Annotated in this window: 19 protein-coding genes; 7 read left to right on the top strand and 12 right to left on the bottom strand. The window is 70.1% G+C overall.

Annotated features, from left to right (window positions below; translation table 11 throughout):
* Positions 1–116: 116 nt before the first annotated feature.
* The 7 genes from ABD355_RS10205 to ABD355_RS10175 form a co-directional block, all read right to left on the bottom strand.
* A complete protein-coding gene (locus ABD355_RS10205; RefSeq protein WP_344399854.1) occupies positions 117–1,847 on the bottom strand; it encodes a fatty acyl-AMP ligase in 1,731 nt (576 codons plus the stop codon).
* A 317-nt stretch (positions 1,848–2,164) separates the two neighbouring features.
* On the bottom strand, positions 2,165–2,401 hold the full coding sequence (locus ABD355_RS10200; RefSeq protein WP_099926203.1) for a hypothetical protein: 237 nt from the start codon (positions 2,399–2,401) through the stop codon (positions 2,165–2,167).
* 62 nt (positions 2,402–2,463) lie between these two features.
* The gene (locus tag ABD355_RS10195) at positions 2,464–2,904 is read right to left on the bottom strand and encodes an Lrp/AsnC family transcriptional regulator (RefSeq protein WP_344399852.1); all 441 of its coding nucleotides are present in this window, start codon (positions 2,902–2,904) and stop codon (positions 2,464–2,466) included.
* Positions 2,905–2,956: 52 nt separating this feature from the next.
* Positions 2,957–4,306, bottom strand: a complete 1,350-nt coding sequence (locus ABD355_RS10190) for a transaminase (protein WP_344399851.1) — start codon at positions 4,304–4,306, stop codon at positions 2,957–2,959.
* A 426-nt stretch (positions 4,307–4,732) separates the two neighbouring features.
* The gene (locus tag ABD355_RS10185; protein WP_344400101.1) at positions 4,733–6,268 is read right to left on the bottom strand and encodes a helix-turn-helix domain-containing protein; all 1,536 of its coding nucleotides are present in this window, start codon (positions 6,266–6,268) and stop codon (positions 4,733–4,735) included.
* A gap of 112 nt (positions 6,269–6,380) precedes the next feature.
* The gene (locus tag ABD355_RS10180) at positions 6,381–7,565 is read right to left on the bottom strand and encodes an SGNH/GDSL hydrolase family protein (RefSeq protein ID WP_344399850.1); all 1,185 of its coding nucleotides are present in this window, start codon (positions 7,563–7,565) and stop codon (positions 6,381–6,383) included.
* A gap of 16 nt (positions 7,566–7,581) precedes the next feature.
* Positions 7,582–8,160 (bottom strand): TetR/AcrR family transcriptional regulator, encoded by a 579-nt coding sequence (locus ABD355_RS10175; RefSeq protein WP_344399849.1) that lies wholly within the window; start codon positions 8,158–8,160, stop codon positions 7,582–7,584.
* Positions 8,161–8,243: 83 nt separating this feature from the next.
* On the opposite strand from ABD355_RS10175, the gene ABD355_RS10170 reads away from it, so the two are divergent.
* The 4 genes from ABD355_RS10170 (at position 8,244) to ABD355_RS10155 (ending at position 11,621) form a co-directional block, all read left to right on the top strand.
* Positions 8,244–8,741 (top strand): FBP domain-containing protein, encoded by a 498-nt coding sequence (locus ABD355_RS10170; RefSeq protein WP_344399848.1) that lies wholly within the window; start codon positions 8,244–8,246, stop codon positions 8,739–8,741.
* Positions 8,742–8,750: 9 nt separating this feature from the next.
* Complete coding sequence (locus ABD355_RS10165; RefSeq protein ID WP_344399847.1) at positions 8,751–9,371, top strand: L-threonylcarbamoyladenylate synthase; 621 nt, start codon at positions 8,751–8,753, stop codon at positions 9,369–9,371.
* 125 nt (positions 9,372–9,496) lie between these two features.
* On the top strand, positions 9,497–10,252 hold the full coding sequence (locus ABD355_RS10160) for a dienelactone hydrolase family protein (protein WP_344399846.1): 756 nt from the start codon (positions 9,497–9,499) through the stop codon (positions 10,250–10,252).
* A 169-nt stretch (positions 10,253–10,421) separates the two neighbouring features.
* Entirely contained in the window at positions 10,422–11,621 is a 1,200-nt protein-coding gene (locus tag ABD355_RS10155) for a glycoside hydrolase family 64 protein (RefSeq protein ID WP_344399844.1), read from the top strand.
* Positions 11,622–11,678: 57 nt separating this feature from the next.
* On the opposite strand, the gene ABD355_RS10150 is transcribed toward ABD355_RS10155, so the two are convergent.
* Positions 11,679–14,072, bottom strand: coding sequence for a M4 family metallopeptidase (locus ABD355_RS10150; RefSeq protein WP_344399843.1), 2,394 nt, complete (start codon positions 14,070–14,072; stop codon positions 11,679–11,681).
* Positions 14,073–14,366: 294 nt separating this feature from the next.
* Complete coding sequence (locus tag ABD355_RS10145; protein ID WP_344399842.1) at positions 14,367–14,891, bottom strand: hypothetical protein; 525 nt, start codon at positions 14,889–14,891, stop codon at positions 14,367–14,369.
* A 484-nt stretch (positions 14,892–15,375) separates the two neighbouring features.
* On the opposite strand from ABD355_RS10145, the gene ABD355_RS10140 reads away from it, so the two are divergent.
* The 3 genes from ABD355_RS10140 (at position 15,376) to ABD355_RS10130 (ending at position 19,240) form a co-directional block, all read left to right on the top strand.
* Complete coding sequence (locus ABD355_RS10140) at positions 15,376–16,299, top strand: MHYT domain-containing protein (protein ID WP_344399841.1); 924 nt, start codon at positions 15,376–15,378, stop codon at positions 16,297–16,299.
* Between the two features lie 292 nt (positions 16,300–16,591).
* The gene (locus ABD355_RS10135; protein ID WP_344399840.1) at positions 16,592–18,097 is read left to right on the top strand and encodes a metallophosphoesterase family protein; all 1,506 of its coding nucleotides are present in this window, start codon (positions 16,592–16,594) and stop codon (positions 18,095–18,097) included.
* 99 nt (positions 18,098–18,196) lie between these two features.
* Positions 18,197–19,240, top strand: a complete 1,044-nt coding sequence (locus ABD355_RS10130; RefSeq protein ID WP_344400100.1) for an LLM class flavin-dependent oxidoreductase — start codon at positions 18,197–18,199, stop codon at positions 19,238–19,240.
* A gap of 9 nt (positions 19,241–19,249) precedes the next feature.
* Here the strand turns inward: ABD355_RS10130 and ABD355_RS10125 are convergent, their stop codons facing one another.
* The 3 genes from ABD355_RS10125 to ABD355_RS10115 all read right to left on the bottom strand — a co-directional run bounded on the left by ABD355_RS10125 (position 19,250) and on the right by ABD355_RS10115 (position 23,387).
* Positions 19,250–20,224 carry a TauD/TfdA dioxygenase family protein gene (locus ABD355_RS10125; RefSeq protein ID WP_344399839.1) on the bottom strand — a complete coding sequence of 325 codons (975 nt, stop codon included), beginning with the start codon at positions 20,222–20,224 and terminating at the stop codon, positions 19,250–19,252.
* Positions 20,225–21,203: 979 nt separating this feature from the next.
* A complete protein-coding gene (locus ABD355_RS10120) occupies positions 21,204–21,755 on the bottom strand; it encodes a HEAT repeat domain-containing protein (protein ID WP_344399838.1) in 552 nt (183 codons plus the stop codon).
* 84 nt (positions 21,756–21,839) lie between these two features.
* Entirely contained in the window at positions 21,840–23,387 is a 1,548-nt protein-coding gene (locus tag ABD355_RS10115) for a glycoside hydrolase family 32 protein (RefSeq protein WP_344399837.1), read from the bottom strand.
* Positions 23,388–23,530 lie beyond the last annotated feature (143 nt).

Genomic DNA, 23,530 nt, shown 5'->3' with positions numbered 1-23,530 from the left:
GGTGTGTTTTTCCGTACGAGCGATACGGCCGCGTGGGGGCATGACGGAGCCGCCGGTGGCCGGACGGGCGTTGTACGGGAGTTGTGCCGCTGGGCGGCGCGGGCAGGCGCGTGGTGTCAGCGCGCGGCGGGTGCGGTGACCGACGAGAGGGAGCCGGACAGGTGGGCCGTCCGGGTCGCGTGGCGCTGGATCTTCCCGCTGGAGGTCTTGGGGATGGTGCCCGGGTGCACCAGGACGACCTCGCGCACGGACAGGCCGTGGGCCTCGCCGAGCGCGCTGCGGATCAGGTCGGTGATCTTCTCCGAGTCGCCCGCGGCGTCCGGGGCCACCTCGGCGACGAGGACGACCTGCTCCCCTTCGGCTCCGTCGTCTGCGGGGACGGAGAAGGCGGCGGTGCAGCCGGGGCGCAGTGCCGGGTGGCACATCTCGGCCGACAGCTCCAGGTCCTGCGGGTAGTGGTTGCGTCCGTCGATGACGATCAGGTCCTTGAGGCGGCCGGTGACGAAGAGTTCGCCGTCGCGCAGGAATCCGAGGTCACCGGTGCGCAGGAAGCGGCCTTCGCGGCCGGGCAGGGTGGCGCGGAAGGTCTCGCGGGTGGCCAGGGCGTTGCGCCAGTAGCCCTTGGCGACGCTGGCTCCGCTCACCCAGATCTCGCCGACATGCCCCTCGGGGAGTTCCGTGCCCTGTTCCGGGTCCGCGATCGTCACCGTGAGGCCGGGGCCGGGACGGCCACAGCCGACCGCGGCCGCATCCGCCTCGCCGGCGTGCGGCCCGAGGTCCTGGGCCCAGAGGAGAGTGGGCGGGGCATCCACGGAGGCGCCGGTGACCATCACGGTCGCCTCGGCGAGGCCGTAGCAGGGGTAGAAGGCCTTGCGGCTGAAGCCCGCGGGGGCGAAGGTCTCGGTGAAGCGGCGCAGGGTGGCGGCGCGTATCGGTTCGGCGCCGTTGAAGGCGACCTTCCACGAACTCAGGTCGAGGCCGTCGACGAGTTCGTCGGTGGCGTGCTTCAGGCTCAGTTCGTAGGCGAAGTTGGGTCCGCCGCTGGTGTGCGGGCGGTAGCGGCTGATGGCCTTCAGCCAGCGGTCGGGCTGCTGCAGGAAGTGCAGCGGGGAGAAGAGGGTGGTGGTGAGGCCGAGGTAGACGGTGTTCAGGACCGGTCCGATGAGACCCATGTCGTGGTACACGGGCAGCCAGCTGACGACCAGTTCGCGGTCGTACTCCTCGATGACCTGCGGGGTGTGGCCCATCCGTTCGGTGATGATCCGCTCGTTGTCGAGCAGGTTGCCGTGGGTGACGGCCACACCCTTGGGGGCGGAGGTGGAGCCGGAGGTGTACTGGAGGAAGGCGACCGAGTCGGGGGTGAGGTCGGGGGCGCGCCAGGCGTCGGCGGCCTCGTCGGGGATGTCCTCGGTGGTGAGGCAGGTGATGTCGGCCAGCTCGGGAAGGTGCTCCGCCATGCCGGCCAGGGCGGTGACCACGTCACGGCCGCCGAGGATCACCTTGACGTCCGCGTCCGCCAGCAGACGCCTCATACGGGTCAGGGCGCGATGGTTGTCCGCCCGGCCCTGCGGGGGCACGCCGGGCACGGCGACCACACCGGCGGCGAGGCAGCCCAGGTAGTCGGCGATGAACCCCAGGCCGGGCGGGTGCAGCAGCATGGCGCGGGAACCGGTCAGCCCGCGCTCCTGCAGCCAGGCCGCGACGGCCCGGCAGCGGCGGGCGAGCCGGGCGTAGGTGATCTCCTGGATCTCTCCGTCGCAGTCGCCGGAGACGAGGTAGCGGTATGCGGTCCGGTCGGGCTGTTGCGTGGCGTGCTCGGTCAGTAAGTCGACCAGGGAACGGGCCATGGGAAGAGTCTCACCTGTCTGAATCGGCGGGCGGGGAACTGGAGTTCGAGGGCTGCGCGAGACGTGTGCACAGCAGCCGCGAGCGGCCCGGCCCCCTTGCCGGACTGCGCGACTCGACCATCCGTCCGGGGAGTGGCGACACGCCGGCTCCCCGTGCCCCGTACGACTTGCTACCGGCGAGTAGCACTGTAGCAACTCTGTTCGGCCCGTCGACCCGAACTCTGTAAACGCTGGGTATCGAACGGGAGTTGGGCATGCGGAAGGCCCGGCCGCCCGTGGCGTGCACGGGGGCCGGGCCTGAGGTCGGGAAGCCGGTGTCAGCCGCCGTTCAGGCGTCCGCGCAGCAGCCCCTTGCCGATTTCCGCGCCCTTGCGGCTGTCCGCCTGGGCCTTGCGGAACAGGTCGGCCACCTCGGTGTCCTTCTCGCGCTCCGCGTCCTGGATGTAGGTCTCCAGGCGCAGGGCGTTGCTCAGGCACGCCTCCACGTACCAGATGAGGTTGTAGTCCTTGTCCGGCGTACCGGTCACGCCGCCGGTCTCCGTGCTGCTGGTCATGCGGGCCTCCTCCAGCGGTAGTCCTTCCGGAGCTGTCCGAGTACCCGTCCCGCACCAGGCAATCAGCCGACGTCCCACAGGAAACGGTGCGTATGGATGCCGAAGTACGGGAACGACTGGATCTGCCGGATCCCTTCGATCGGCCGTACGACGTCGTTGACGAAGTCCAGCAGTTCGCGCGGGCCCGCCGCGACCACCTCGGCGAACAGGTCGAAGCCGCCGGAGGTCAGCACCGCGTAGACGACCTCCGAGCGAGCGGCCAGTTCGTCGGCGACCGCGCGCGGGTCGCCGTCGACGCCGATGCCGAGCAGGGCCATGGCCTGCCCGCCCATGGACATCGGGTCGGTGACGCCGACGACCTGCACGGCCTTGGTGTCCAGCAGCCGCTGCAGGCGCTGGCGGGCCGCGGAGGCCGAGAGGCCGACCTTGGGGCCGAGGTCGGCGTAGGCGATGCGCCCGTCGGTCTGCAGTTCGCGCAGGATGGCCCGGTCGATGTCGTCCACGTGCGTCGCTCTCCTTGTTCCGGCTCTGCTTGCCCGGTCCCGTCGGTGCCGCTCAGCCGGCCAGGTCGGCCAGGGCGGCGGCGAAGACCTCAGTGTGCAGGTCGACGTCCTGGTCGGTGGTGTCCGGGCACATCAGCGCCATGTTGTGGAAGGGGGTCAGCAGGATGCCCCGGTTGGCCAGGTAGAGGTGGAGGAAGTCCTCCAGTTCGGGGTCGGTGGCGGCCGCGGACTCGGTGCCGGTACGGGGTGCAGGCGAGGCGAAGCGGTATTCGGTGCGGGCGCCGAGCCGGCTGACCGACCAGGGCAGCGCGTGGGCGTCGATGCCCGCGCGTACCCCCGCTTCGAAGCGTTCGGACAGTTTGGTCATACGGGCAAACGCGTCCTCGGTCAGGACGTGTTCCAGTGTGGCGCGCATGGCGGCGACCGACAGGGCGTTGCCGGCCAGGGTGCCTCCGACGCCGCCCATGTCGACCAGGTCGAGGTCGGCGCGGTCGAGGAGACGGTCAGCGAGCTCGGCGGACAGGCCGTACGCGCCGGCCGGGATGCCGCCGCCGATCGCCTTGCCGATGGTGAGCAGGTCGGGCTCCAGGTCCCAGGCGGCGGTGCAGCCGCCCGGGCCGGCCGAGAAGGTGTGGGTCTCGTCGTTGATCAGCAGGGTGCCGTGGCGGCGGGTCAGCGCCCGGACGCCCTCCAGGTAGCCGGGTTCGGGCAGCACGATGCCGATGTTGGTGAGGGCGGGTTCCATCAGGACGGCGGCGACATCACCATGGGCGAGTTCGCGCTCCAGTTGTTCCAGGTCGTTGAATTCCGCGACGCGACTGGTCAGCGTGACGTCGCAGGGGGCGCCGACGTTTCCGGGGCGGGCCGCTCCCCTGCCGTCGGGGCCGACGACGATGAGCGACTCGTCGACGGTGCCGTGGTAGCTGTAACTGTTCACCAGGATCTTGGGGCGGCCGGTGACGGCGCGGGCGAGCCGGATCGCCCACCGGTTGGCGTCGGTCGCCGTCAGCGAGAAGCTCCAGCGGGCGAGGCCGAAGCGGCGGGTCAGCTCGGCACCGACCCATTCGGCGTCCTCGGTGGGCAGCATTGCCGTGGCCCCGCCCAGGTCGGCGAACCGCCGCTGGACCGCATCGGCCACGACCGCCGGGGAGTGACCGGCCATCGCTCCGGTGTCACCGAGGCAGAAGTCGACGTACTCGTGCCCGTCGATGTCCGTGACGCGGGCGCCGCGGGCGGTGGCCAGGTAGCGGGGGAAGGCGCCCGCCGCCTTGTTCATCCAGGTCATCGGCACTCGCCCGAAGAGGTGGTCGGCCTGTGCATAGGCGTCTTTCGAACGCGGACAGCGATGGGCGGCCTGCTCCATCTCACGGGCGAGCAGGTCCTGCAAACGGGCGCGGTCCATGGGATCCCCGAACTCTGAGAACGACGGAATATGTGGAGCGTACGACGGAAATCCTTGACTCATCAAGAGTGAGATGCGGAATCTGTTGCTGTGACGATCGAATCGCGCGTCCGAGGCGCGACCTCGCCCGGGGCGGCGTACCGACGAGATGCGGGCAGGGGAACGCTTCGCTGCCGGTTCGGTTCGCCGCTCGTTCGGGATCGGTGCGCATCGGTGCGTCGGTGCACCCGGGTGAAGGGGCCGCGAGGGCGAGTTGCGGCAGGTGCCGTACGGCCGGCAGGAAGTGCCGGTGCGGCTGCGCGCGGAGAAACGCAAGGGGGCCCGACCGGTCCCCCGTTCCGGTCGTGCCCCCGCGGTTCGTCGAACTTACGTGCCGGGTGGATCCGTTGTGAACCGCGTCGATGCCCGCTGCGGTGTCCGCACGGCTCACCCGTGCACAGGTGAGTCCGGATGGTCCCGGTTCGCCCGGCGCACGTCGGGATGGTCGAGGTCGCCGAGGGCCAGATGAGCGAGGACGACCTCGTAGAGGTCGCTGCCGGCGGCGAGCAGTTGGCGTTCGAGGACGGGTTCCGCGCTGCGCACATGCTCCCGTACCGTCTGCGCGTGCACGCCCAGGATCTGCGCGGCGCGTTCGGCGTTGCCCCCGGCGGCGATCCAGGTGCGCAGGGTACGCCGCAGATCACGGGCGTCGGCATCGAGACGTGCCAGCAGGTCGCTCGCCCAGGCGCGCAGGGCGGGCCCGGACAGCAGCTCGCCGAGCCGGGGGTGCCCCGTTGCGGCGGGGCCGGTCTCGTGGTGTTCCGTCGCGAGGCCGATCCAGGTGTTGAGCGCGAGGTGCACGACGGCGCGGGCGGCGAGATCGGAGAAGTCCGTCTGCAGCAGTGCCTCGACGCGTTCCATGCGGGCGCGCACGGTGTTGCGGCTGACGCCGAGCACCTTGGCGGCGTTGACGGCGGTGAACTCCAGGCCCAGCCGGGTGGTGGCGAGGAGTTCGGCGCGGGTGTGGTGCGCCAGGGTGTCCAGCGGACGCAGCACATGGGTCGTCCAGCCGTGCAGCTGCGCGGGGTCCATGAGGCGCTCGGGGTGGGTGCGTTCGGCGTACACGGCCTGCTTGTCGGACCGGAAGCGGGCGACGGCGAGCGCACTCACGGCCTGTCCGTAGGCGGTGGCGGTGCGGGCGAGGTTCTGCGGGGCGCTGCCGCCCAGGAAGGTGCCCGGCCAGCGGCCGATCAGGGAGCGCAGTTCCCCGGCGGCCGTGTCGTCGGGAGCGACGACGATGACGTGCGCATCGACGGCGGGACAGCGCACGACCAGCACCTGCTCCTCCGTCGCGGTCAGGCATTCCTCGGCGAGCCGGTCGCGGTCCTCGGCACAGCCCTCGAGGACGTAGACGCAGGCGGTGTCGGTGTCGAGCAGGCCGGGCCACAGACCTGCGGCGACGCGGCGGGCGGAGACGGTGTCCTCGACCATCAGCAGTTGCAGGATCGCCAGGCGCAGATCGGAGGTGGCGCGTTGGAGGCGGCGTCCGGCGGTGGTCGACTCCCGTGCCCTGAGCAGGAGTTCGACCACCTGGGCGGTGTGGGTCACGATCTCGGAGGCCCGGCGGTCGAAGGGGGCCGGACGGCACACGGCGAGTACGCCGACGGGGGCGGGCTGCGGCTGCTCCACCCGGACGAGCCGCAGATGACGTCCGGTGTCGTCCCAGGCCGCGGAGGCGATCCGGCCGGAGACGAGGTCCGCGAGGAGGTTCTCGTCCAGCGGTGTCGGCGTTCCGGCGAGGAGCCGACCGGTGCCGTCCTGCAGCCAGGCCGTCCCCTGCACCGCGTCGGCGAGCCAGGCGACGACCCTGCGGATGTCCCGGCCCGTGGGGCGCAGGTGGTCGAGCAGTTCCTGCGCCCACGTCGGCCCGCCGTCGGCGCCCGTCACCTCGTCAGGGCGGGCCCCGTCCTTTCGGCCTGCCATCTCGGCCTTCTCCTCGTCCATCGCATCGACCTCGGCGTTTCGGTCGGGGACGTTACCTCACGGGTGCCCGGTGGTTGCGTGCCTACGGGTGCGTGCGACGGGAGAGGGCCTTTCAGGCGATGTGGCCTGCGAAGGCGCCGCCCGGAGCGAAGGCCAGCGAGGCGAAGCGTTCACCGATGCGGAGGTGGGTGTCGGCGTCCGGGTGGAGCTGGTCGGGCAGGGGCAGTTCGTCGTGGTCCGACTCGCCGTAGAGCTCGCGGCCGTCAAGGTATTTGAGGTTCGGGTCCTCGACCGCCCGCTGGGTCACGATACGGGCCAGCTCGTCCCGGATGACGCCGAGGGCCAGTTTCCCGCTCGCTCGTTCCCCGGGATCGCCCATGGCCTGGAAGTGCAGTTGACCGTCGCTCAGGGAAGTGAAGTCCAGGACGGTGGGGCCGGGAGTGTCCTCGTGTATCGGGCACAGGATGGGCGAGACGACCAGCAGCGGTGTCGTGGGGTGTCCTTCGCGGATGGTGTCGAGGAAGCCGTGGACGGCGGGGGTGAAGGCGCGCAGGCGCATCAGGTCGGTGTTGACCAGGTTGATGCCGATCTTGACGCTGATCAGGTCGGCCGGGGTGTCGCGCAGGGTGCGTGCGGTGAACGGGTCGAGCAGGGCGCTGCCGCCCAGACCCAGGTTGATCAGGTCGACGCCGCCCAGGGAGGCGGCGAATGCGGGCCATGTGGTGGTGGGGCTCGCGGCGTCGGAGCCGTGGCTGATCGAACTGCCGTGGTGCAGCCACACCTTGCGGCCGCTGGGCGGGCTGGGCTCCACGGGGGCGTCGGTGCGCAGGGCCACCAGTTCGGTGGTCTCGTTGTGCGGGAGCCAGATCTCGACGTCCTTCTCCCCGTCCGGCAGGTCGGGGAAGCGGAGCGTGCCCACGGAGCCGGGCCGCAGTTCGGCCGTGCCGGCGACCATGTCGATGGTCACGGTGTTGCCCTCGGCGATACTGCCCCGGCCGGCCGGGCGGCCGTCGACGAGGAGGTCGTAGACGCCGTCGGGACGGGGCGGGGCGCCGACGTAGTCGCGTTTGGTGGGCAGGGCGTCGAGTTCGACGGCCGTCGCGCGGGTGCGGAACGCCAGCCGTACGCCCGTGGGCTGGGACTCGGCGCTGGCCAGCTGCGGATCGGTGCACTGGGCGCGGGCCCAAGCGGGCAGCCGGTGCGGCAGCACGCCGTGCTCGGTGCGCTCGATGTCGAGGGCGCCGCGCAGCAGCTCGGCGGTGACGGGCGTGGTGATCCAGTCGTGCTCGGTGGGCATGTCCTCAGCCTGTCGATCAAAGGGTCGGGGCGGTGGGCCAGTTGCGCAGGAGGGCATCGAGGGCATCGAGGATCCGCGTCCAGCTCTCCTGCGAGTCGGGGGCGCTGTGGCTGAAGCCGCCCGCCGTCTCCAGACTCGAGTAGCCGTGGAAGACGCTGCCAAGCAGCCGTACGGCATGCGTCTGGTCCGGTTCCGTCAGGTCGTAGCCGCGCAGGATCGCGCGTGTCATCCGGGCGTGCCGGACGCCCGCACTGGCAGCCGCGGTCTCGGGGTCCAGCCGTAGCCGGGCCGCGGCCGCGCGGCCGGGGTGTTCCCTGCCGTAGTCGCGGTAGGCGTTGGCGAAGGCGATCAGGGCGTCCTTGCCGGCGCGGCCCGCGAGGGCGTCGGCGGCCCGGTCGGCGAGCTCCTCCAGGGCGAACAGGGCGATCCGCGTCTTGAGGTCCTGGGAGCTGGTCACATGCGAGTACAGGCTCGCCACCTTGACGTCGAAGCGGCGGGCCAGCTCGGAGACGGTCACCTGGTCGAAGCCGACCTCGTCCGCCAGCTCCGCTCCTGCCCGCACCACACGTTCCGTGGTCAGCCCGACGCGCACCATGGCCGCCCTCCTCTCTCGCCAGACTCAGTCCCCGAGCCGATTATGCATTTGCCTAAAGCATTTAGGCAAATTAGCGTGGGGTTATGGAACCGCTGACCGAGCAAGAGATCCGCGCCGCCTTCCTGAACTGCACCAAGGGCGAGGCCAAGCGTCTGTCCGTGCCCCGCGACCTGGCCGAGCGACCCTGGGGCGACCTGGACTTCCTCGGCTGGCGCGACCCCCAGGCACCCGACCGCGCCTACCTCGTCACCGAGTGGAGCGACGGCAGGCCCAGAGCCGTCGCACTGCGCGGCGCCGGCGCCACCGTGGGCCACGCACGGCGCAGCATGTGCTCGATGTGCCTGACCACCCACTCCGGCGGCGTTTCCCTGATGGTCGCGCCCAAGGCGGGCAAGGCCGGGCAGCAGGGCAACTCGATCGGCGCCTATATCTGCAGCGACCTCGCCTGCTCGCTGTATGTGCGGGGCAAGCGGGACGCGGGCGTCGGGGCGCGGCTGCACGAGACGATCACCCTGGAGGAGAAGATCCGGCGCACCGTGGCGAACGTCGCCGCGTTCGTCGCCAAGGTCGGCACGGCATAAGCTCGGCGAATGGCGAAGTACTTCGACGTGCACCCCGAAAACCCCCAGCCGCGCACCATCGCCCAGGTCGCCGACAGCATCCGCGCGGATGCGCTCATCGCGTATCCGACGGACTCCTGCTACGCGCTGGGCTGCCGGCTGGGCAGCCGTGACGGCATCGAGCGGATCCGGACCATCCGCCGCCTGGACGACCGGCACCACTTCACCCTCGTGTGCCAGGACTTCTCGCAGCTCGGCCAGTTCGTACGGGTCGACAACGACGTGTTCCGCGCCATCAAGGCGTCGACGCCCGGCAGTTACACCTTCATCCTGCCGGCGACGAAGGAGGTGCCGCGGATGCTGCAGCACCCGAAGAAGAAGACGGTCGGTGTGCGCATCCCCGACCACGTCGTCACCCAGGCCCTGCTCACCGAGCTCGGCGAGCCGCTGCTGTCCAGCACGCTGCTCCTGCCGGACGAGGAGGAGCCGATGACCCAGGGCTGGGAGATCAAGGACCGTCTCGACCATGTGCTGGACGGGGTGGTCGACTCCGGGGACTGCGGCACCGAGCCGACGACGGTCATCGACTTCTCGGGCGGCGAGGCGGAGATCGTACGGCGGGGAGCCGGGGACACCTCGCGGTTCGAGTGAACTCCAGCGTCTCCCCAGGCCGGGGGCCCTTTCGTCGGATTGGGTGGCACGTGCAACGATGACCGCGACCGGCCCGTCGGGCCGCATGAGTTGGTCGGCGCCGAGCGCGCAGAGAGGCAGCCCCCATGACCTCCGTACAAGGAACCACCGTTGACATCCCCACCGCGGACGGCGTCGCGGACGCCTATGTGGCGCACGCGGCCGACGGCAGTGCCCGGCCCGGCGTCCTGCTCTACATGGACGCGTTCGGGATCCGCCCCCACCTGAAGTCGATGGCCGACCGGCTCGCCGAGGCCGGTTACACGGTGCTGGTGCCCAACGTTTTCTACCGGCACGGCCGCACGCCCGTCGTCGAGTTGCCCGAGTTCATCGACCCGGCCGCCCGCCCGGAGATCTGGGGCAAGGTCGGCCCGCTGGTCATGTCCGTCACCCCTGACCTGGCGAAGCGCGATGCGGCCGGGTATCTGCAGTGGATGGCCGAATCGCCCCTCGTCGCCGACGGCCCGGTCGCACTGACCGGCTACTGCATGGGGGCGCGGCTGTCCCTGATCACCGCCGGCACCTACCCGGACCGGGTCGCCGCCGCGGCCGGGTTCCACGGCGGTCAGCTGGCGACGGAGGCGCCGGACAGCCCGCACTCCGTGGTCGAGCACATCACCGCCGAGGTGTACTTCGGGCACGCCGACAACGATCCGTCGCTTCCCCCGGAGCAGATCCAGCGCCTGGAGGACGCGCTCACCGCGGCAGGTGTCCGGCACCGCTGCGAGGTCTACCCGGGCGCGCAGCACGGGTACACGCAGGCCGACACCTCCTCGTACAACAAGGAGGCCGCCGAGCGTCACTGGGAAGCGCTCCTCGACCTTCTTCAGCGGACGTTCTGACAAGTTGCCGCAGGCGCCCGCGGGTTCATCCCGCGGGCGCCTTTTCTTTCCCTCACGTCACCCTTATTGACATGCATGCAACTCCGGTGCCAGTTTGAGAGCGCTCTCACAACAGGTCCGGACCAATTCGGCCCATCCCCTCGAGTGACCCCACACACGGAGGTGGAGCGTGCACCACAAGCTCACTCGTCGTCTGACGGCCCCCACAGCCGCAGCCGCACTCGTCGCCGCGGTGATCGCGATCCAGGCACCCTCGTCCGCCAAGGCGGCGGTGCCCGACACGATCCCGTTGCAGGTGACCAACAACTCCGGCCGCGGTGACGCGGTCTACGTCTACACGATCGGCACCCTGCTCTCGACGGGACAGCAGGGCTGGGCGGACGCGAACGGCACCTTCCACGCCTGGCCGGCCGGCGGCAATCCGCCGACACCCGCGCCGGACGCGTCGATCGCGGGACCGGCCTCCGGCCAGTCGAAGACGATCCGGATCCCCAAGTTCTCGGGACGCATCTACTTCTCCTACGGGCAGAAGCTGGTGTTCAAGCTGACCACCGGCGGTCTCGTGCAGCCCGCCGTGCAGAATCCGAGCGACCCCAACCACGACATGCTGTTCAACTGGTCCGAGTACACACTCAACGACTCCGGCCTGTGGCTGAACAGCACACAGGTCGACATGTTCTCCGCGCCCTACGCGGTGGGCGTGCAGGGGGCGGGCGGGAGCACGACCACCACCGGACACCTCAAGCCGGGCGGCTACAACGGCGTCCTGAACGATCTGCGCGGGAAGCCCGGCGGCTGGGCCGGGCTGATCCAGACCCGCTCCGACGGGACGGTGCTGCGGGCGCTGGCACCAGGACACGGACTGGAGTCCGGCGCGCTGCCGGCGTCCGTGATGGACGACTACATCAACCGCGTCTGGCAGAAGTACACATCGGCGACCCTCACCGTGACACCGTTCGGCGACCAGCCGAACACCAAGTACTACGGCAGGGTCTCGGGCGGCGTCATGAACTTCACCGACGGCTCCGGCACCGTGGTCACGACCTTCCAGAAACCGGACGCGGACAGCGTCTTCGGCTGCCACAAACTGCTCGACGCACCCAACGACCAGGTACGCGGCCCCATTTCACGCACCCTGTGCGCCGGCTTCAACCGCTCCACTCTGCTGGTCGACCCCAACCAGCCCGACACGTCCTCGGTGAACTTCTACCAGGACTCGGTGACCAACCAGTACGCCCGCGCGATCCACGCGCAGATGGCCGACGGCAAGGCCTACGCGTTCGCCTTCGACGATGTCGGCAACCACGAGTCGCTCGTCCACGACGGCAGCCCCCAGCAGGCGGACCTGACCCTTGACCCGTTCAACTGACGACGAAGGGCCTCACCCCGCGGCGGACGAGGGTGAGGCCCGGATCCGTGGGCGGGATCAGCCGGTCGTCAGCGCGGTGTCGTCGACGACGAAGCTGGTCTGGAGCGAGGAGTCCTCGACACCGCTGAACTTCAGGGTGACGGTCGAGCCCGCCAGCGACGACAGGTCGAAGGACTTCTGCGTGTACCCGGAGGCGGCGTTGAGGTTCGAGTACGTCGCCAGGGTCTTCGATCCGGCGGTGACCGTCAGCTTGTCGTAGGCGACGCTGCTGGTGGTCTCCGAGGTGTCGATGTGCAGATAGAAGGTGAGCGTGGCCTTGCAGCCGCTCGGGATGGTCACCGACTGGGACAGCGTGTCGGTGTGGGTGGAGCCGTAACCGTCCAGCCAGGCGTAGTACGAGCCGCCGTGGGCCGACTCACCGCTGTCGTTGGTGATGACGCCGCTGGTGGCGGTCCAGGTGGTGTTGCCCGACTCGAAGCCCTGGTTGCCGAGGAGTTGGGCCGAGGTGCAGCCGCCGCCTCCGCTTGAGCTGACGCTCCAGGTGAAGGAGGCGGTGCCGGTGGCGCCGGTCGAATCGGTCACCGTGACGGTGGTGCTGTAGGTGCCGGCCGTCGTCGGGGTCCCGGAGATCACGCCGGTGGAGCTGTTGATCGACAGACCCGTGGGCAGTCCGGTCGCGGCGTAGGTCAGCGCGCCGCTGTTGGTGCTGCCGGCCGAGATCTGCAGGCTCACCGCCGTGCCGACGGTGGAGGACTGGCTGCCCGGATTGGTGACCGTGACGCCCGAGGAGGGCGGGGTGATGTGGCTGCCGACGTTGATGCCGGCGAAGGCGTTGCCGACACCGGCGTACTGGGTGGAGCCGGTTCCGTACAGCGCGGCGGCCGCATTGAGGGCGGCGGTGCGGGCTCCGGCGTAGTCGGTGCTGGACGTCATGTACGTCGTCAGCGCCTTGTACCAGATCTGCAGGGCCGCGGCCCGTCCGATGCCGGTGACGGCGACGCCGTCGGAGGTCGGGCTGTCGTAGGTGACGCCGTTGATGGTCTTCGTGCCGCTGCCCTCGGACAGCAGGTAGAACATGTGGTTCGCGGGGCCGGAGGAGTAGTGCACGTCGAGGTTGCCGACGCCGGAGTACCAACTGTCCGCCGAGGAGCCGTCCTTGCTCGGCTTGTCCATGTAACGCAGCGGCGTGCCGTTGCCGTTGATGTCGATCTTCTCGCCGATGAGGTAGTCGCCGGGGTCGGAGGCGTTGTTGGCGTAGAACTCCACGCCGGTGCCGAAGATGTCCGAGGTCGCCTCGTTGAGGCCGCCGGACTCACCGGTGTAATCGAGCCCTGCCGTGTTGGACGTGACGCCGTGGCTCATCTCATGGCCGGCCACGTCCAGCGAGGTCAGGGCGTGGGTGCCGCCGGAGCCGTCACCGTAGGTCATGCAGAAGCAACTGTCGTCCCAGAACGCGTTCACGTACGCCGTGCTGTAGTGGACGCGGGAGTAGGCGGCGACGCCGTCGTTCTTGATGCCGCTGCGGCCGAAGGTGTTCTTGTAGAAGTCCCAGGTCTCCTGCGCACCGTAGGCCGCGTCCGCGCCCGCCGTCTGCGTGTCGGACCCCGAACCGGTTCCCCAGACGTCGTCGGAGTCGGTCATCAGGGTGCCGGTGCCCGAGGTGCCGTTGTTGAGGCTGTACGTCTTGTGGCCGCCGCGGGTGGTGTCGTACAGCTGGTACGTCGATCCCGACAGCGTGGTGTTCAGGGTGACCGTGCCGCTGTACTGGGTGTTGCCGGTGCCCGTCTTGATGCCCTGGTAGCGGTAGAGCTCCTTGCCGGTGGTGGCGTCGGTGATGACGTGCAGCTGGCTGGGCGTGCCGTCGTCCTGGAAGCCGCCGACCACCGTCTCCCAGGCGAGCTTCGGGGTGCCGGTGCCCGCCCAGATGACCTTGCGGGCGCTGTCGGCGGTGGGCCGCCGGGCGTCGAGGGACCTGGCCGCCTTGAGGGCCTTGGTCTGCGCGGCCGCCTTGGTGAAGCTCGCTGTGGTGGAGGCGACCTTGATGGTGTGCCTGTTGTTGAAGGTCGTGCTCACCGTCCCGGCGGCCAGGGAGGCCGGCGGGGTGTGCACGACGAGGTCGCCGCCGAGGACGGGGAGACCGGCGTAGGTCCGCTCGTAGCGGGTGTGCAGGGTGCCGTCGTTGTCCTTGACGACGTCCCTGACGACCAGTTTCTCCTTGGCGCCGAGGCCGATCGTGCGGGCGGTCGCGGTCGCCTTCTGCTTGGCGCTCCTGATGAGTGCGCTGCGCTGCGCCGGGGTCAGCTTTGCCTCCAGTCCCCCGGCGCGGAGGGGGCTGGGATGGGGGGCGGCGGGCTTCGCGTTCGCCGGGACCGACTGGATGCCGACGGCGAGGCAGGCCGCGGTGGAGACCAGGGCTGCGACCGCTGTCCGCTTGCGGGGGATGCGTCTCACTCGTTCTCCTACTGCTGCGGCCGCGTGGGGCGGCCGGTGACAGACCGGGCAGACGGGTGTACTGACCGGGACGAGCCGAGCTGTGCGGGATCGTCACTGCGTGGTGAGAACGTGGGGGGTGGGCGCGGCGGTTGGGGAGGAGGATGACAGTCTTGACCGGTCCATGTCAGCAGGGTTCCGGTCATTCGAGGGTTATCCCTCTGTTTGACGCGTGCGACTCTGTACGGCCCTGTACGACCAGGCGGTCTGCCCGCTGGGGATGCGGGCAGACCGCCGGGTGGTGCCGCCGAAGGGTCAGCTGAGGCCGAGGGAGGACAGGGCGGTGGTCCAGTCACTGGCGATGGCGCTGCGCGCGTCGTCGAGGGTGACCGTGCCGGCACAGACGGCCTTCTTGAGCTTGGTCTCCACCGAGTCCTTGCTGGCGGCGGTCTCGTCGCCGTAGCGCGGCTCCGGCCACAGGTTCTGCGCGTCCTTGGGAGCGCCGCCGAGCTCGAGCGGGACGAGGTGGTCCTCCTCGTAGTCCGCCGTACTGGTGTCGGAGTAGCCGTACTCCGCTATCTGCTTGACCTTCAGGGCGTTGGTGTACGAGCTGGAGGGGCGCACGGTGGCGGTCCAGCCGGACACACAAATCGTCGAGTCGATCGTGGACTGGGTGACGTCCGGGTTGTAGGCGCCGGGCTGGCAGGTCGGGTCCGGCAGCGGCAGGTAGGACTGCGAGCAGTCGGCCGCGTGTGCGGCCGAGCCCGTGCCGATGATGAGGCCGGCGACGGAGAGGGTGAGGGATGCCGTGGTGGCGGTGAGGCGGCGCATGGCACGCATGGGGGTTCTCCCGCGATGGGCCCGGGATTCCGGGCGGGTGTGTGCATGACAGCACCACCGGGTCTATGCGGGTAGAAATACAAAGTGAAGAATCAATGACCTCACTGAATCCTTGCCACCCCTTGGCTTCCGGCCACCCAACGCCTGGGGTGCGCTTGGGTGTTCGATAACATGGTGGTAACTCGTGGTTCAGCGCTTCGGGCGGCCGCAAGGGGGTCGAGCGGGCTCTGGTGGCACGCAGGACGGCGACTTCCGCGGAGTCCGGCGCGCGTGGGCGCCGGGTACGCGCCCTGGAGGTGACGGTCGCAAGCCGTGCATGGCCCGAAGGCGTCGACGGCTGGCTGGAACTCGCCCCTTTGCGACCGGGGTCAACCCCTGATAGTTGAGAGTTATTCAGTTACCAATGGTAAGCCCTTGCATTTACGCGGCTCTTACCCGTAGACCTGGCTCCACAAATTGCCAGGGCTCTGGGGGGAGTTGGCAGATGCAGGGCACGATTGACGGGTTCCGCTATGGTGCGGTGACCCCGGTGGCGGCCTATCTGATGGCCTGCCTGGGAGGGGCGCTGGGACTGCGGTGCATCGTGCGGTCCCTGCTGAACGAGGGGTCCTGGAAGCCGGGTTGGCTGGCGCTCGGGGCCGCCTCGATCGGCTGTGGGATCTGGACGATGCACTTCATCGCCATGCTCGGATTCAAGGTCGAGGAGACCGGGATCCGTTATGACACCGGGCTGACGCTGCTGAGCCTGGCCGTGTCGATCGTCGTGGTCGGCATCGGCGTGTTCATCGTCGGCTATCGGGGTGCCGGCAAGGTCACGCTGGGTGTCGCGGGCGTGGTCACCGGTCTCGGCGTGGCCGCGATGCACTACCTCGGCATGGCGGCGGTGGAGGTGAACGGGGACGTCCGGTACGACCCGCTCACCGTCGCCCTGTCCGTCGCCGTCGCGATCGTCGCCGCGACAGCCGCACTGTGGGCGGCTGTCACTGTCCGGGGCTTCATGACGAGTCTCGGGGCCAGTCTGGTCATGGGGGTTGCGGTCTCCGGCATGCACTACACGGCCATGGCCGCCGTCAGCGTCCATGTCCACGGCGACAGAAGCGGGGCTTGGACGGGCGATTCGCCCACCTCCTTACTGCTGCCCATGCTCCTGGGGCCGACCGTCTTCCTGCTGCTGGCCGGTGTGGTGGTCATGTTCGACCCGCTTCTGGTACTGGGCGACGGCGAGTGGAACAGGTCGGCCCCAGCGCGGCGAACCTCCGTCGCCGACAAGGCTGCAGAGCCCGCACCCCAGCACAGCATCGACCCGTACGGCGGGCGGGCCGCTCCTGCACGGCCCCGGCAGGATCAGTACGGGACCGCCGCCCCGCCCGCGCCCCAGTGGGCACCGCCGCCCAGCCGCGAGTGGTGAACTGCCGCCGGGTGCCGCGGCGGCGGAGACGGCAGGGCCAAGCCGGGTGCGCCGGGCGGCACCCGCGACGGCGGTTCGAGGCGCACCGAACGCCGGGTCGGATGACAGGCCGTCCACAGGCCGGCTCCTTGGCAGCTTCGGCGGTCCGACTGCCGTAGTTCCCCGGCGGGTTACCGCAAAGCGCCGTCCCGTGCCGCGCGCGGCCCAGACGCCCGCAGGCATGCCCGGTCCGGCGCGCCGAAGGCCGAGACCCTCTTCCCGTCCGCCACTTGACCGTTGTTACGGTTCACCGGTGTCTGACTCTTCACGCGATACCGCCCAGGGCGCCGGCTGGGGCACCACAGAACGCGGTGACTACAAGCGGCTGATGCCGCAGCACGTCGAGAAGCTCTCCTGGCTCAATCCCAAGACGCTGTGGTCCGCCCGCAATGGCGTAGTGGCCTCCTGGTTCGGGGACCCCACGGGCCGTACGCGCAGCAGATGGGTGGCACAGCGCGAGGCGGCCGGTGCGCCCGCCGACAAGGTAATCCGGCGCACGGATGCGGACCGGTTCTCCTTCATGGTCATCGGTGACACCGGCGAGGGCGACGATCCCCAGTACGCCGTCGTACCAGGGTTCCTGAAGATCGGTCAGGGCACGGACTTCGCCGTCGTCGCCAGCGACGTGATCTACCCGGTGGGCAGCGCGGACGACTACGCCACGAAGTTCTTCCGCCCCTACCGGGACTATCAGGCGCCGATCTACGCGATACCCGGCAACCACGACTGGTACGAGGACCTGGGCGCCTTCATGCGCGTCTTCTGCGGGGACGCCCCGCCCCTCGCCCCCGAGCCGGCACCGCGCCCCCTGAGCCGGGCCTGGGTGCGCTCGCTCCTGTGGCACCGGCCGCGCCCCACTGACGGTCAACACCTGGACGAGGCACGCCAGTTGCGCTCCGCGCAGGCCCAGCAGGCCGTCCAGCCGGGCCCGTACTGGGCCATCGACGCCGGACCCCTGCGGATCATAGGCATCGACACCGGCCTGCTCGGCACGATCGACGCCGAACAGGGCGCGTGGCTGCGCGAGGTCTCCCAGGGCCCCCGCCCCAAGATCCTCATCACCGGATCGCCCCTGTACGTCGACGGAGAACACCACCCCTGCACCATCGAGGGCGGCCACGGCACCGTCGACGACATCGTCCGCGACCCCGACCACCACTATGTGGCGGCGATCGGCGGCGACATCCACAACTACCAGCGCTACCCGGTCCAGGTGGACGGCCGAACCATCCAGTACGTCGTCTCCGGCGGCGGCGGGGCGTTCATGCACGCCACGCACACCATCCCCCGTATCGGCATCGCGGGCGTCACCGAGAGGGACTTCCGCTGCTATCCGCTGCGCGGTGATTCCCTCGCCTTCTACAGCAGGCTCTACGGGCGGCGGCTGCACCTGCGCCGCTTCTTCACCCTCACCGAGGACGAGGCGATGGCCGTGATCGCCGAGCGGCTCGGCATACCGCCGACCCGTACGCCGGGCGGAGAGGTTCGCGTCACCCGCCGTATCCGCATCGTGGCCAGTCTGCTCGGCGCCGGCGGCCGCCCCGACCGCACGTCGCGTTTCCGCCTCCCGGTGCGCAAGATCTACACACAGCTGTTCTCGCCGAGCTCGGCGACGTACAGCCCGCCGTTCTTCAAGCAGTTCCTGCGTCTGGACGTCACCCCGGAGGCGATCCACCTGCGCTGCTACGCGGCCACCGGCAACCGCGCGCAGGAGATCGAACCTCCCTTGGAGGACGAGGTCACGATTCCGCTGACCTGAGATGACCTGATCTTGACCCGCGCACGGGGAACAGTTCCCATGCCCGCCTGGTTGGCACAGCCGTAATACTTGATACATCAAACAACCATGGAGGAGCCCGTGCCGCCGACCTCACGCCCCCTGCGCAAGCTCGGTTTCCTGACCATCGGCCTGTTCGACGAGGCGGATCCGCGGCGCGGCCACGAGTCCACGCTGGAGATCATCGAGCTGGGCGAGCGGCTCGGCTTCGACAGCGCGTGGTTGCGCCACCGGCATCTCCAGTACGGCATCTCGTCCCCCGTCGCCGTCATGGCGGCGGCCTCGCAGCGCACCAGCCGTATCGAGCTCGGCACCGCGGTCATCCCGCTGGGCTGGGAGAACCCGTTGCGGCTGGCCGAGGACCTGGCGACGGTCGACATCCTGTCCGGGGGCCGCATCAACCCCGGCGTGAGCGTCGGCCCGCCGATGCACTACGACCAGGTCAAGGAGGCGTTGTATCCGGACACGGCGGAGGCCGAGGACTTCTCCTACGAGCGGGTGCGGCGGCTGCTGGACTTCGTGCGCGGCAAGAGCGCCACGGACTTCAGCGGGGTCGAGGGGTTCGAGGTGTTCTCGGACCGGGTGCAGCCGCACTCCCCCGGTCTTGGCCGGCGTCTCTGGTACGGCGGCGGGAGCCTGAGTTCGGCGCGCTGGGCCGGTGAGCAGGGCATGAACTTCCTCACCAGCAGTGTCGTCAAGGCGGAGAGCCCGCAGGGAGGGGGCGGGGAGGCGGACCCGGACTTCGCGGAGATCCAGCTGTCCCACATCCGGGCCTTCCGAGCCCATCACCCCGACGGCGACGACGCCCGCGTCTCACAGGGCCTGGTCGTCATCCCCACCGACTCCGCCTCGCCCGAACAGCGCGCGAAATACGAGGAGTTCGCGGCCAAGCGCACCCCTCGCACGGCCTCGCCGCAGGGCCCGGCCCGACTGATGTTCGCGCCGGACATCGTCGGCAGCTCCGAGGAGATCGCCGAACGCCTCCACGCCCATGCGGCGTTCCGCGAGGTGGACGAGGTGGCGTTCGCGCTGCCGTTCACCTTCGAGCACGAGGACTATGTGCAGATCCTCACCGACATGGCCACGCGGCTCGGGCCGGCGCTCGGCTGGCAGCCCGCCGCCTGAGGCCCTGCGTCACCAGCGGCCGGGTTCGGTCCCGACGAGCGGCTGCGACGGCTTGCCGTCCACGCCGACGGGGACATCCCCCGTGAGCATCACCCGGTGCATGATCCGGGGGAAGCCCAGGTGGGCGTTGTCGCTGGGAGCGAGGTGGATGGTGGCCCGGTTGTCCCAGAAGGCCACGCTGCCCGGCTCCCAGCGGAACCGCACCGTGTACTCGGGCCGCACCGCCTGCTCCAGCAGCATGTCAAGCAGCGCCCGGCTCTCCGGGCGGGAGACGTCAGTGATCTGCTCAAGGTAGTAGCCGTTGACGAACAGCACCCGCTCCCCCGTCTCCGGGTGGACCCGCACGAGTGGATGCACGGAAGCGACCTGATGGTCCAGCAGGTGGCGCAGATAGGCGTCGTCGCCGGGCCTCGGCTGGTAGCCGACGCCCAGCCGGTGCTCGGCCCGCAGCCCGTCCACGAACTCCCGTACCGGTCCGGACAGTCCGGCGTACGCGGCCGCCAGGTTCGACCACGTCGTGTCGCCTCCGTACGGCGGGACGGTCTCCGCGCGCAGGATCGTCGCGGCCGGCGGGTCGATGCGGGCGCCGTGGTCGCAGTGCCAGCCGCGCAGCAGGGTGTGCCGGCGGCGCTGCAGCCACTCCTCGTGCTCCATGCCGAACTTCCCGCCCAGTTCCAGCCGGTCGGCGGTGGTCTCCACCTCGGGGAAGTCCGGCGGCGAGGCGCCGCCCCGCTTGCGCAGCACGACGGGCTCTCCGAACCGGCGCGCAAACCCCACGTGCCCGGCGTGGTCCAGCCGCTGCCCGCGGAAGAACACCACCTTCCAGCGCAGCACCGCCGCCCGGATCGCGGCGACCACGGCCTCGTCCAGGTCACCGGCCAGGTCGACGCCCGCGATCTCGGCCCCGATGTGCCCGGCAACCGGTGTCACCTCAATACCCGCGGTCCGTTCGACACCCGCCACCGCATCCCGCTCACTCGTCATGCGCACTCCGCCATCACCCGGACCGGCTCCGCTCGGCCGGTCGCCGTATCCGATCTTCGCAGGGACTACGACGAACGTCCTGCGCCCGGTCCCGCTCCTCCACTGGCTCGGGGGGCGCGCTGGGAGATGAGGCCCTCCTCGCCGGTGACGCCGACCCGGCCCGACTGCCGGACGTGTGAAACCTCATGCCGATCAAGCCCGGGACATACGCGCAGTCTTCGGCGCCGTCCGGCGATGGACGGCACCGCCGGGCGCGTAGCATCCGCCTTCAATGCGACAGCCACCCTGCGCCCCGATCCCACTCCTCCGCATGCGCCGGGGCCGCTGCCGAGACGCCACCCGACCCGCCCGAGGAGACCGACCCGGCCACCAACCGCGGGACGTTCGAGGCTCTAGCGAGCAGGCCCGCAAGATACGTGCGGGCTTCGGCACCGTCCGGCGATCACCCGCACCAACCCACCGTCCCACGCGACAACCCCCTCCACCCCCATCCCGCACCTCGGGACGCGCCGGGGCCGCTGCCGAGACGCCACCCGACCCGGCCACCAACTGCGGGACGTTCGAGGCTCTAGCGAGCAGGCCCGCAAAATACGTGCGGGCCTCGGCGCCGTCCGGCGATCACCCGCACCAACCCACCGTCCAACGCGACAACCCCCTCCGCCCCCATCCCGCACCTCGGGACGCGCCGGGGCCGCTACCGAGACGCCACCCGACCCGCCCGAGGAGACCGACCCGGCCCCCAACTGCCGGAAGTGTGAAACCGCCTGCCGATCCGGCCCGACCTACGCGCGGGCTTCGGCGCCGTCCGGCGATGGACGGCACCGCCGGACGCACACCACCCCGCCCTCCCATACGACGGCCACCCTGCGCCCCCATCCCGCTCCTCCGCATGCGCCACGGCCCCCGCCAAGACGTCACCCGACTCGCCCAGCGAGGCCGACCCGCCCCCAACTGCCGGACGTATGAGACCGCCTGCCGATCAAGCCCGGGACATACGCGCAGTCTTCGGCACCGTCCGGCGATGGACGGTGCCGCCCGGCGCGTACCAGCCCGCCTTCTTGCGCACCGCCGGTGAGGGGTCCTCGTCGTGGGCGCGGGCCAGGGCGGCTGCTGCTTGCGGGGAGCTGTGCACCCACAGTCCGACGAGTTCCGTGGCCATGGCCCTGACGTGGGGGTGCGGGTCGTGGTGCAGGAGCTGGATCGCGCGCGGCTGGAGCGCGGCACGGTGGGGGCGGCAGGCGTCCGCGTCCGGCTTGCAGCGGTCGCAGGACAGGGCGTGGAGCGCCGCCACCCGTACCCGGGCGTCCGGGTCGTCGAGCATGGCGGTCAGCTCGTCCAGCGCCTCGGGCACCAGCAGTTGGTCCAGCAGCCTGCAGCATTCCTCCCGCACCCGGGGAAGCGGGTGCCTCAGGCCTCGGCGGATGTCGGGCACGGCCTCCGCCCCGCGCCGCAGGAGTTCACGAAAGGCACCCGGTCGCCGTGGCTCACTGCCCAGTGCGTCGACGAGGGCGACGGTTTCGGCCGTCGGCATGTCGTCCTCCTTCCTGCCTCGTCCAGTCTGCGCGTCCGGCCGCGATGGCTCCACAGGGTTTTCCGCGGCGCGAGGCGGTCGTGCTCACATGTCGAACTCCCGTATGACCGTGTTCCGGAACACCGCCGTCCCGTCGATCGTGAACAGCGCCAGACCGGTGTCGACCAGGTACGGGAACACCTCGCTGGAGTGCACGTACCGGCCGTCGTCGACGTACATCTCCACGGACGTCCGGTCCACGAGGATGCGCAGCTTCACCGTGCCCGCCGAACGGCTGAACGGGGTGTGGCTCTCCTGCCACTTGCCGGAGGCGTCCGGGTTGACGGTGTTGCGGCGGTTCAGGAAGGCGTAGTCGTTGTAGATGCCGGCGTCGATATGGCGTCCGCCGTCGGGCGAGCGGCGCAACTGGAGCCCGGCGCCGGTGAGTTGGTTCCAGGTGATCTCCGTGGTGAGCTCGTAGGAGATGCCCGTGTAGTCGAGCACCTTGGTGCCGTCCACGGTCACATCGCCCAGGTTCACCGTGCGGGAGACGTATGCATCGAGGGCGGCGACCGGCCGGGAGGCGAGGTAGTAGGTGCCGGCGGAGTCCCGCTTCAGGGTGAGTTCGCGCACGATCGAGTCGGTGCCGTTGAAGCCGTCACAGTCGATGGTGGGCGTGGTGTTGGCGTAGTCCCAGTTGTTCAGCCAGCCGATCGCGTAGCGTCCGCCGGGGTCCGGCGTGCCGTTGGTGTTCCGCTTCTCGAAGGTGACGGCGCCGTACCAGTCCCAGCCGTGGTCGAGCCATTGCGGGTCGGGGGTGTCGGCGGTGAAGGCGCTGCCGTCGAAGGCGCCGGTCCAGTACGCGTACGTGTTGGGCAGCCCCGAGCCCTTGCCGTTGGCGCTGACGCCCAGCACCCACTTCACCGTCCCGTCCTCGGCGGTGATGCGGAACAGGTCGGGACATTCCAGTGTGCCGATCCCGTCCTTGACGAACCCACCGGCGTACGTCCAGGACTTGAGGTCGGCGGAGTGGTAGAAGCCCACCTTGGTGCCCTCGGCGAGGGCCATCACCCAGCGGCCGCGTTCCTCGTCGCGGATCACCTTGGGATCGCGGAAGTCGGCGACGCCGGGGTTGGGCAGCACCGGGCCGGTGCCGTGGTTGGTGAAGGTGCGGCCGCCGTCGGTGGAGTAGTACAGGAACTGCTCCTGGTGGTCGGTCCCGCCACCGGGCGACATGGTGGCGATGACGATCACCGCACCGGCGCCGAAGCCTGCCGTGTTGTCGGTGTCCACGACCGCCGAGCCCGACCAGACGTCACCGTTCAAGGTGGTGTCCTTCGGCACGGCGACGCCGCGGTCGGTGAAGGAGACCAGGTCGGTGCTGGTGGCCAGGCGCCAGGCCGTGCCGACGGGGCCGGTCGGGTAGTCGGCGTTGTAGAGGTAGTAGTAGTGGTACTCGCCGTCGATCCAGACCGGCCGCTGGGGGTCGTTCTTCCAGGCGTCGGGGACCGTGAAGTGGTAGGCGGCGCGATAGCTCGCGCAACCCGCCTTGGTCGCCTTGGGTTTGGCGGTGGCCCGCGCCGCAGGCAACAGCACGGCGGCTCCACCGGCAGTGGTGCCGGCCAGCAGGGCTCTCCGGGACATCCCACGCATCACTCTTCGTTCCTCTCGTCGTCGAGTGGAGAACGGCGGCTCATGTGGTGCAGGACTGTGCGGCCTAACTCGTTAAAGGTCAAGGGGTGCACGCATCTTGACAGGCCCGTCGCGGGCTTTCCATCATCTGGGGCATCGACCCT

It is taken from the genome of Streptomyces longisporus, assembly GCF_039532765.1.
GTDB classification, from domain to species: domain Bacteria; phylum Actinomycetota; class Actinomycetes; order Streptomycetales; family Streptomycetaceae; genus Streptomyces; species Streptomyces longisporus.
This window is presented reverse-complemented; position numbering and strand designations above follow the sequence as displayed.

Excerpts from the sequence above, each read along its gene's own strand:
- ABD355_RS10205 (WP_344399854.1), bottom strand. The coding sequence starts at position 1,847 with ATGGCCCGTTCCCTGGTCGACTTACTGACCGAGCACGCCACGCAACAG.
- ABD355_RS10200 (WP_099926203.1), bottom strand. The coding sequence starts at position 2,401 with ATGACCAGCAGCACGGAGACCGGCGGCGTGACCGGTACGCCGGACAAG.
- ABD355_RS10190 (WP_344399851.1), bottom strand. The coding sequence starts at position 4,306 with ATGGACCGCGCCCGTTTGCAGGACCTGCTCGCCCGTGAGATGGAGCAG.
- ABD355_RS10185 (WP_344400101.1), bottom strand. The coding sequence starts at position 6,268 with ATGGCAGGCCGAAAGGACGGGGCCCGCCCTGACGAGGTGACGGGCGCC.
- ABD355_RS10180 (WP_344399850.1), bottom strand. The coding sequence starts at position 7,565 with ATGCCCACCGAGCACGACTGGATCACCACGCCCGTCACCGCCGAGCTG.
- ABD355_RS10175 (WP_344399849.1), bottom strand. The coding sequence starts at position 8,160 with ATGGTGCGCGTCGGGCTGACCACGGAACGTGTGGTGCGGGCAGGAGCG.
- ABD355_RS10170 (WP_344399848.1), top strand. The coding sequence starts at position 8,244 with ATGGAACCGCTGACCGAGCAAGAGATCCGCGCCGCCTTCCTGAACTGC.
- ABD355_RS10165 (WP_344399847.1), top strand. The coding sequence starts at position 8,751 with ATGGCGAAGTACTTCGACGTGCACCCCGAAAACCCCCAGCCGCGCACC.
- ABD355_RS10160 (WP_344399846.1), top strand. The coding sequence starts at position 9,497 with ATGACCTCCGTACAAGGAACCACCGTTGACATCCCCACCGCGGACGGC.
- ABD355_RS10145 (WP_344399842.1), bottom strand. The coding sequence starts at position 14,891 with ATGCGTGCCATGCGCCGCCTCACCGCCACCACGGCATCCCTCACCCTC.
- ABD355_RS10140 (WP_344399841.1), top strand. The coding sequence starts at position 15,376 with ATGCAGGGCACGATTGACGGGTTCCGCTATGGTGCGGTGACCCCGGTG.
- ABD355_RS10125 (WP_344399839.1), bottom strand. The coding sequence starts at position 20,224 with ATGACGAGTGAGCGGGATGCGGTGGCGGGTGTCGAACGGACCGCGGGT.
- ABD355_RS10120 (WP_344399838.1), bottom strand. The coding sequence starts at position 21,755 with ATGCCGACGGCCGAAACCGTCGCCCTCGTCGACGCACTGGGCAGTGAG.
- ABD355_RS10115 (WP_344399837.1), bottom strand. The coding sequence starts at position 23,387 with ATGCGTGGGATGTCCCGGAGAGCCCTGCTGGCCGGCACCACTGCCGGT.